The sequence below is a fragment of the Microcystis sp. M179S2 genome (assembly GCF_020245805.1).
GTDB lineage: Bacteria > Cyanobacteriota > Cyanobacteriia > Cyanobacteriales > Microcystaceae > Microcystis > Microcystis aeruginosa.
Genome location: NZ_JADBUE010000251.1, coordinates 1 through 8,655, shown reverse-complemented (window position 1 = coordinate 8,655; position 8,655 = coordinate 1). Strand labels below are relative to the sequence as shown.

The 8,655-nt window shown below is 43.8% G+C and carries 11 protein-coding genes; 6 read left to right on the top strand and 5 right to left on the bottom strand.

Annotated elements, in window-relative coordinates; all coding sequences use genetic code 11:
* The 3 genes from IM500_RS15460 to IM500_RS15450 all read right to left on the bottom strand — a co-directional run.
* The coding region (locus IM500_RS15460) for a flagellar assembly protein H (protein ID WP_287738883.1) at window positions 1–639 on the bottom strand (639 nt) is incomplete at its 3' end.
* Between the two features lie 176 nt (window positions 640–815).
* Complete coding sequence (locus tag IM500_RS15455) at window positions 816–1,010, bottom strand: DUF2949 domain-containing protein (protein ID WP_045358889.1); 195 nt, start codon at window positions 1,008–1,010, stop codon at window positions 816–818.
* Between the two features lie 383 nt (window positions 1,011–1,393).
* Complete coding sequence (locus tag IM500_RS15450; protein ID WP_190718442.1) at window positions 1,394–1,915, bottom strand: DUF192 domain-containing protein; 522 nt, start codon at window positions 1,913–1,915, stop codon at window positions 1,394–1,396.
* Between the two features lie 302 nt (window positions 1,916–2,217).
* On the opposite strand from IM500_RS15450, the gene petM reads away from it, so the two are divergent.
* From petM to thyD, 3 genes are all read left to right on the top strand, one after another.
* Window positions 2,218–2,331, top strand: a complete 114-nt coding sequence (gene petM / locus IM500_RS15445) for a cytochrome b6-f complex subunit PetM (protein ID WP_012265655.1) — start codon at window positions 2,218–2,220, stop codon at window positions 2,329–2,331.
* Window positions 2,332–2,436: 105 nt separating this feature from the next.
* Window positions 2,437–2,796, top strand: a complete 360-nt coding sequence (psb28, locus tag IM500_RS15440; protein WP_149988306.1) for a photosystem II reaction center protein Psb28 — start codon at window positions 2,437–2,439, stop codon at window positions 2,794–2,796.
* Window positions 2,797–2,942: 146 nt separating this feature from the next.
* Entirely contained in the window at window positions 2,943–3,866 is a 924-nt protein-coding gene (gene thyD / locus IM500_RS15435; RefSeq protein ID WP_287738881.1) for a thylakoid membrane protein ThyD, read from the top strand.
* 37 nt (window positions 3,867–3,903) lie between these two features.
* Here the strand turns inward: thyD and IM500_RS15430 are convergent, their stop codons facing one another.
* A complete protein-coding gene (locus IM500_RS15430; RefSeq protein ID WP_190718448.1) occupies window positions 3,904–4,629 on the bottom strand; it encodes a GUN4 domain-containing protein in 726 nt (241 codons plus the stop codon).
* 228 nt (window positions 4,630–4,857) lie between these two features.
* On the opposite strand from IM500_RS15430, the gene lysA reads away from it, so the two are divergent.
* From lysA to uppS, 3 genes are all read left to right on the top strand, one after another.
* The gene (lysA, locus tag IM500_RS15425) at window positions 4,858–6,255 is read left to right on the top strand and encodes a diaminopimelate decarboxylase (RefSeq protein ID WP_190718451.1); all 1,398 of its coding nucleotides are present in this window, start codon (window positions 4,858–4,860) and stop codon (window positions 6,253–6,255) included.
* A 423-nt stretch (window positions 6,256–6,678) separates the two neighbouring features.
* A complete protein-coding gene (gene cdaA, locus IM500_RS15420) occupies window positions 6,679–7,599 on the top strand; it encodes a diadenylate cyclase CdaA (RefSeq protein ID WP_190718454.1) in 921 nt (306 codons plus the stop codon).
* Window positions 7,596–8,345 carry a polyprenyl diphosphate synthase gene (gene uppS, locus IM500_RS15415; protein WP_190718457.1) on the top strand — a complete coding sequence of 250 codons (750 nt, stop codon included), beginning with the start codon at window positions 7,596–7,598 and terminating at the stop codon, window positions 8,343–8,345. Before cdaA ends, uppS begins: the two co-directional genes overlap by 4 nt.
* Before the next feature lie 19 nt (window positions 8,346–8,364).
* Here uppS and IM500_RS15410 read toward each other — a convergent pair.
* Window positions 8,365–8,655: hypothetical protein (locus IM500_RS15410; protein WP_287738879.1), on the bottom strand; the 291-nt coding region annotated here is incomplete at its 5' end.

Here is an 8,655-nt window from a genome sequence, read left to right as displayed (position 1 = left end):
CTCTCTATCTTCAGTTTCTAGGATGTTATTTATTTCCATACTAACCCGCCAACTAATTAATAATTCCAGCACATTTTCCCGGAAAGCATTACCTTGAGGTAATTCTAACAATTCTCGCACCGCTTGGTCTTGAGTTTTTCCCCGTCCTAATAATCTTAACCAGAGAGTCTCAGCCGTCACAGGCAATTGATTAATAGCGATAATTGCCGTGCGATAAAGCGAGGGAAGAAAATAGACTCCTTCTGGCCAATCTGGGTCTAATTTTGCCCCAAATCCCTCTAAAACAGTGATACCAGCCGAAGGGGATAAAATCCACAAACGAGGGGCATTGTCTTCATTGTAGCTCTGATTTTCCCGTTTAGCTTGTCTTTGCAGTTCGGACAAAATTGTCAAAAGTTTCGCTAAACAATTGCGAATCTCGCTCCGGTTGGGAGGATTGCGATAGGGTTCAATTAAGACAGTATTAAGGACAATTCTGCCTAATAATCCCAGATAATTGGGGTTGGGTTCGGCATTGGGAGAAAAAAATAAATCTATCTGTCGAGTTTCGTCGCTGACTTCTTTGCTGATTTCGACGATTCCCAGGGGAGAAAGTAATTGTTCAAGGTAATTTTTGGCAAATTGGTCATGGGGTTTCATGGACTGAGCAGTTAATCGATAATTCTCAATTGTATAGTTATTAAAAAAGTGGGTTTAAATAACCCACTTCTCAAGTGATGATTGGTAGTTTTTGGGATCGGAATTTTCAAACTGTGCCAGAAACTATGAGCAGCCATGGCAATTATTCTCCTTGTCAATAGTGAGCAATTGTAAGATTAGACTACCTTTTCGAGAAAATCATAAATTTTGTCTAATTGTTCCAAGGTCACTAAACCGTACTGCCAGAGAATCATCGGTAAATGAATTTTATCAGATTGGATCGAGCGCTCGGCCATAGCGATCGATTCTTGGGGAAGGGACAATTCCTCTTGTAGAAATTGTCGGAATTGGGAATAGGCAATCGTGGACATGGGGGTACTTTTTCCTCAATAGTATATCTCGTAATTTCAATAAAACACCACCTGATCGGTTTCAAGGACAGTTAGTCTCGCGACCGTTGTTTCTGTATCTAAGCTATCTCGATGATTTCGATAGAGCTGCTTAAATTGTAATCAGCTTTTCTAAAAATCGCTGGCTCTCTTAAGATAGTCCCGTTAGCTCGAGCAGAATTTTGTCTCTGTTTAATCTATAGCAAGGGTGAAGATTATTCAATCTATGCTTGATAGACTATAAAAATCTTAATCGATATGGTTATATCTTAAACAGTATAAATGCGTAATACCTTATAACAGCCATACTTATACTTCCAGACAAGGGACACCTTCTATAAGAAAGTTAACACCATTTTCAAAAATCAAGGTCTTGAGATAGACTCAATCTTAATTTTATCTCCTTCTTTCACTCCTAATTCTTTCGCTCGGCCCCCGGCTAGTTCGATCACTTGATTAACCATGGTGTTTGGCCCATAGACAGGACAAGGATCGACAGCACAAGGAGGGACATTGAGCAAAACTGCTTTTACTATACCATCTTTTAGAAAAATCATGTCTAGAGGAATCGAGACATTTTTCATCCAAAACCGGGCCACCAGAGGTTGTGCAAAGGGAAATAGCATACCGCGATTTTTCTCCAAAGACAAGCGATACATTAAACCCTTGGCCTGTTGTTCTGGGGTTTGAGCCACTTCTAACTCAATCATCTCACCATTAATATCTGCTTTGGCCGTGAGCGGTAATATTTGCCCTTGATTCTCAGTCGTAATCTGAGCCTTCGAACTATTATTACCATTGAGATTAGTCGATTGACAACTCAGCAGCAACAAACCTAAAAATAGTATTAACTTGATCTTGAGCATAAATGATTTTTTACCAGTCATCACCAATAGTTATCAATACTTAATTTTTCTAGTATAAGTGGAAAATTAAGCAGATAAGACATTATCATAAAGTGGCGACAGCAAATATAAAAATAGTATTAAAAATATCTAGCATGGGGGTGAGCATCCTTCCTTGAGGAGAGGGGCAGGATTGCTAGAACGTATATACTAGGAAAATTCTCAAAGTTATTGGCCGATTTTCCCCCTCAATTTTGCCCTAGTCCGGCAGCAGTCGATCGCCTTCGTAGGTTAAAATACCATTGATCTGTTGATCGATTATTGTAGGCTCAGGAGCAATCACCATGACCGCAGAAAGTATGTTATTTAATGGGGCGATCGTGGCGATCGTTCTCGTCCTCGTCGGATTAGCTTGGGGTTTTCTCCTCCTCAAAATCCAAGGTGGAGAAGCGGAATAGCTTGTTTTTCCGTTCATGGTTACTTTATTAGTAATCATGAACTAATTTTTCCCCATCAAAAGTAATTAAGAGAAAATCAATAACTAAAATTTTATAGCTATACCTATGACCACTCCCACGATCGAGTTTTTTGTCGGTTTATCAGAAGAATTAAGCGGTGTTAGTCTCCGCAAAAATAAAAGTACCGGGATTCGCAATGTCCTGATGACTTTTAAAACCCTGAAAGCGATCGAACGTTTCCAAAGTTTCACCACCCGTACCTACGGCGATCTCCGTCTCACCGATGAGGAAGGAGTGATTATAGTTATTCCCAACTCGACTAAGTTTATTTTTGGAGGAGATGAAGGGGATGAAATTCAACGGGTAGAATGTGGTTTTGAAATCACCGATGAACACTGGGAGCGTTTTATGCGCTTTATGAATCGTTATGCGGCAGCCAACGGGATGGGGTATCAGGATAAGTGAGAAGTGGGGTGTGGGGTGTAGGGTGTAGGGTGTGGGGAGAATAAATAAAAATAATCTCCTGATTGACTCCTGACTCCTGACTCCTGAATACTGAGTTCTGATAGTTAAAAACGAGCTAAAATAAGGATAAATTTAGTCAAGAAACCATGAAAATAGCGATTACTGGGGCGACGGGATTTGTGGGTAGTAGATTGGTGGTCAAACTCTATGATCGCGGCGATGACATCCTAATTTTGACTCGCAATCCCGATAAAGCCGGGAGAATTTACCCAAAGTCAATCTATCCTAAGATAGAGATTATTCCTTATATCGCCACAGAATCGGGGGATTGGCAAAAAGAGATTTCCGGATGTGACGCGGTGATTAATCTAGCGGGAGAACCGATTTCGGAACGCTGGACCGGTGAAGTAAAACAGGCAATCGTCGCTAGTCGGCAAATCGGCACCGAGAAAATTGTCGAGGCGATCGCCTTGGCCGCCCAGAAACCGCAAGTTTTAATTAACTCCTCGGCGATCGGTTACTATGGAACCAGTGAAACCGCTAGTTTTGACGAAAATAGTCCTCCCGGAGGCGATTTTCTGGCAGATGTCTGTAAAAAGTGGGAAACAGCCGCCCAAAAAGTTAAAGATTACGGCACTCGTTTAGTCATTCTTCGCACGGGTATTGTTTTAGGCAATGGGGGTGCTTTAGGGAAAATGATCCCACCCTTCAAACTATTTGCCGGCGGACCGATTGGCAGCGGTCGTCAGTGGTTTTCTTGGATTCATCGGGATGATTTAATTAATTTAATTATCTATTGTCTCGATCGCCCAGAAATTAACGGTACTTTCAACGCTACTGCACCCAATCCCGTCCGGATGAAAGAATTCTGTCAGATATTAGGGGAAGTAATGAATCGTCCTTCTTGGTTGCCAGTGCCAGATTTTGCCCTCGAAATTCTCTTGGGAGAAGGAGCAAAAATCGTCTTAGAAGGTCAAGAAGTGCTGCCAAAAGCCACTCAAGCGCTCGGTTTTGACTATCGTTATCCTAATCTAGAAGCGGCCTTACAAGAAATCGTCCCGAAAATGTAGAAAGCTGATACAATACCCGAGTCCAAATGATCTCAATCTATTTTTCACTCCAGACGGGATGGGAGAATAAAGAGGCGGCCACTCTCACCCCGCGCAGTTGATTTAACAGGGGTAAATGGCCCACGGGAGCGCTTAAATCCCAGATAAATTCTTGGGGGTATTTCGTCCAATTATTGCCATTTTTCCAACCAATTTTCGGCCAGAGTTTCGGGAAATCTTGACCGACACCTATCCATAATTTGCGCTGCACCGACCAACCGAATTTCCCTTCCGAATGAACTAACCAAAGATGATCAATAGTCTGAATGTCAACCTTGGGAAAAGCTTCTACTTCCGTAAAATAGACCCATTTCCTCTGTATTGCTCCTTCTCCTGCTAATTCACAGAGTTTTTGACGGGTGAGACTATCGGCAGTTTGAAAATCCTGTTTAGCCAATAATTCCTGTAAAAGTCGATAATCGATACCTTTAGCACTATCGAGGGGAACAACACCCGTGGGGAAATAATTAGCTAAAAATTCCTTGCTCTGATCGCTATTATCTTGATAGAGCAATTGATAAGCCTTACCTGTCACCAGATTAACAGGAGTGGGCTGCTGGGCCAACAAAAAATCTCTCAATACAGTTAGGCCAGCTTCTCCGGCCCCAGCTAATTGTGTCAGAATCTGTAATTGATTTTTCGGCGACTCAGTGGCTAATTGACTCATCTTACGGGTAATATCCTCGCTTTGTTCTTCTACTAACACGCCATTCTGGTCAGTCATATCATCACTTTTAAGACCACTCCTTCAATACTATTACCACTATTTCGGGGTCGCTGCTCGATTTTTTCCTGACAAAAAAGGGATTTTTAGCGGGTGGTTGATCGTACACTGAAAGAGAGAACTATTTTGGTTATCTAGATCACCGACGGTCAAAATTCCCTTAACTGAATCGGGGATGCGCGGGGATTGTAACAAAATTTATCGATTTCTTGACAAAAAACACCGATCATGCTATCAACTGAACCTAAAATCAGCAATTCCGGACAAAAATATTTAGCCTATCAAGATTGTCTATCCCCGAATCAAACCCTGTTACCCCTGACAGCCAAGGTTAATAACCGCGATTGTCTAGAAATCGGTGGTTGTGATGTCACCACCCTAGTGGAACGTTTCGGTTCACCCTTGTATATTGTCGATGAAGTCACCCTCCGCACAGCCTGTCGTCAATACCTGCAAGGTTTCCAGACTCATTATCCCGGAGAATCTAGGGTAATTTATGCCTCGAAAGCGTGGAATTGCCTGGCCCTATCGGCCGTGGTCGCTAGGGAGGGATTAGGTTTTGATGTGGTGTCGGCCGGAGAAATTCACACGGTGTTAACCGCTTTAGACCAGATCAATAAAACCGATGTGCCGATATACTTTCATGGTAATAACAAATCGATCGCCGAGTTAGAATATGCGATCGAGCATAACTGCATTATTGTCGTTGATAACTGGCTAGAGTTAGAAAATCTGGTTAAATTAGGCGAAAATCGTCCTGATAACCCTATTCCGATCCTATTGCGGTTAACCCCCGGCATCGAGTGTCACACCCACGAATATATTCGCACGGGTCACTTAGACAGTAAATTTGGTTTTGACCCTCATCAAATCGAAGCGGTATTTGACTATGTTTTAGCTCATCCGCTGCTGAATTGTCTGGGTTTACACGCTCACATCGGTTCCCAGATTTTTGAACGTCAACCCCACCAAGACCTGGCCGCTGTGCTGGCAGATTGGTTTAAATTAGGATTAGAACGGGGTTTACCCCTAGAGCAATTAAATGTGGGTGGTGGTTTAGGGATTCGCTACCTCGAAAGTGATGACCCCCCAAGTATCGAGGAATGGGTGCAAGCAGTGTCCTTAGCAGTGGCTAAAGCTTGTCAGGAAAGAGGTATCGCTTATCCCCTGCTCATTGCCGAACCGGGACGCTCTCTGATTGCCACCGCTTGCGTAACGGCCTATACAGTGGGTAATCGCAAAGAAATCCCCGAAATCCGCACCTATATCGCCGTCGATGGCGGAATGTCCGATAATCCTCGACCGATTACCTATCAATCGGTTTACCGGGCCGTGGTCGCCAATAAAATGAGTCAAGAATGTCAGGAAGTGGTGACAATAGCTGGAAAGCATTGTGAATCTGGCGATATTCTAATTAAGGATATTACGCTACCGAAAACCAACCCGGGGGATATTTTAGTGGTTTTAGCCACAGGAGCCTATAACTACAGTATGGCTTCTAATTACAACCGCTTACCCCGTCCGGCGGCGGTAATTGTCCACAACGGAGAAGCTAATCTGATCCTTGAACGGGAAAATCTGGCGGATTTGCTGCGTCAAGACCGTTTACCGAAAAATTGGGTTTAAAGCCTCGCCCTTTTAGGGCGACTTTATAGGATGTATGATATTAAGAATAGCGGGCAGGGTAAGCAACCGCTTAAAAAACCCAGTCATCAACCGATGAACGCACCTTGAAAACTAGAGTTATGGGGTTCTATAGGGGAATGCTCCTATAGGTAAAAGCTCTAAGCGTCAAGTACCAAAGAAACCAATTATTTTAGAGGTTTTGAACTGTATCGTAGGGCATACGAGAACAGGCTTCTGTAATGGAGCGAAAGTCTGAGGAGAGAACCACCTCTGGGTTGGATTTCGCCAGGAATCTAATTCAAGTGGACTCGTTGAGCCAGAAATTCACAGCAGTGATGCTAGAAGAATCCACGTCCGTTTACGGCGTGGGGTATGTCAACCAATCGACTCTCCTTGATATAAACCTCATCGCTATCGTCCCCCATGTCGGGTTTTTTTCTGGACCCTCGCCGGTTATTGTCCTGGATTCTCAGCCATGGTCTGTCAGTCCTAGACTTTGGGTTAGTTCTCCTCCTTACCTATATGCTGCTGCTAATTATCGGCGAGCGGCGTACCTTTTGGATGGTGCGAGGACTAATCTACTTAATGCTGGCCTCGGTGATTAGCGATGCCCTAGGATTGCGCTTGCTGGGGTTAGTCCTAGAAAAATTGATTTTGGGGGCAGCAGTGGCGATTGCTGTGATTTTTCAGTCGGAATTCCGCCGTTTTTTAGAATTATTGGGCAAAGGTCAAGTGTGGGAATTATTTAAAAAAAGTTCCCCCACTCCCAAGACCGATAATGTCATTGATGAGTTAGTGGACGCGGTGAAGGATCTATCTCAAAATCGCACCGGCGCGCTGATGGTATTAGAAACCAGTGGCAATCTCGACACCAAGGTGTTTGTCAATCCGGGGGTGACGCTCAATGGCCAAGTATCTAAGGAATTAATTCAAACTATTTTTCAAACTAAAACTTTACTGCACGATGGGGCCGTATTTATTCGGGGCGATCGAGTGGTGGCCGCTGGTGTTATTCTACCCTTATCGGAGCGCAGTACCTCTAGGCAATTAGGCACCCGTCATCGGGCGGCCATGGGCATTACCGAAAGGCTAGATAATTGTATCTGTATTGTGGTTTCTGAGGAAACCGGCTCGATTTCCCTCGCGTCGGGGGGTAATTTGGATCGGCCTTTAACCAGTAGTAAACTAAAAGAGCTGCTCGAAGCGAAGTTTTCTCCGTCGGGAGAGGGGGAAGTGGTCGCACCGAGTTGGGGACGTTTAGGGCGTACAATTGGCTTAAAAGGTCGTCTAATCTTAGAAAAATTCTCCCGTTCGCCCAGCGCAACCCCGAAAGATAGAAAATGACTGTTAAACCGAGCTTATCACCAGAATTACCTACGGATTTAGATAAAAACCGTTTGCCTCAGCACGTCGCAGTGATTATGGATGGGAACGGTCGTTGGGCGAAAAATCGTGGTTTACCCCGGATTATGGGCCATCAACGGGGAGTAGATGCACTTAAGGACTTGCTGCGCTGTTGTCGTGACTGGGGGATTCCCGCTTTAACTGCTTATGCTTTTTCTACAGAAAATTGGGGTCGTCCCCTCGAGGAAGTAGAGTTTTTAATGACTCTATTCGAGCGGGTTTTGCGGCGCGAATTAGAAGAAATGATGCAGCAAAATGTCAAAATTCGCTTTATTGGTAATTTATCAGTCTTGCCAGAGTCTTTAAGACGGGAAATTGCTAAATCTCAAGCAGAAACTAGCCAAAATTCCGGTATTCAATTTACGGTGGCTACTAATTATGGTGGCCGAGAGGAGATCGTGCAAGCTTGTCAGGCGATCGCTCGTCAGGTGCAACAGGGTTTAGTCTCCCCAGAAGCAATCGATGAATCTCTCTTTGAACAGTATCTTTATACTGCCGGGATTCCTAACCCAGACCTGTTAATTCGCAGTAGTGGGGAAATGCGAATTAGTAATTTTTTACTCTGGCAAATGGCCTACGCGGAAATCTATGTTACTGACACCCTCTGGCCCGATTTCGATCGAGTGCAATTTCACCGCGCTTTAAAAGATTATCAGGGTCGTCATCGTCGTTTTGGCAAATTATAAGGGCTGCAGCCCAAATTGCTCAAAATAGCCACTGTGGGGCAGTTAAAGGACAATTTTTGATTTTTACAAGAGGTCTGATCACTTTTAATCTTAAACTCCCTGGGGCAACGGTTAAACTGCGACGAGAGGTCGTTTGTGATCTTCTCGATTTCCCCAATACCTGAACTTCCCCCATACATATATACCATAATAGCCCAAAACCCTTATCCATCAATGGATGTACCCCCTTAACTTTTCTTAATGTACCCATGTAATTTGTAACATGTCTTAATGGACAAGAATTCTCTCTATTTGCTAGAATGGTAGTCAT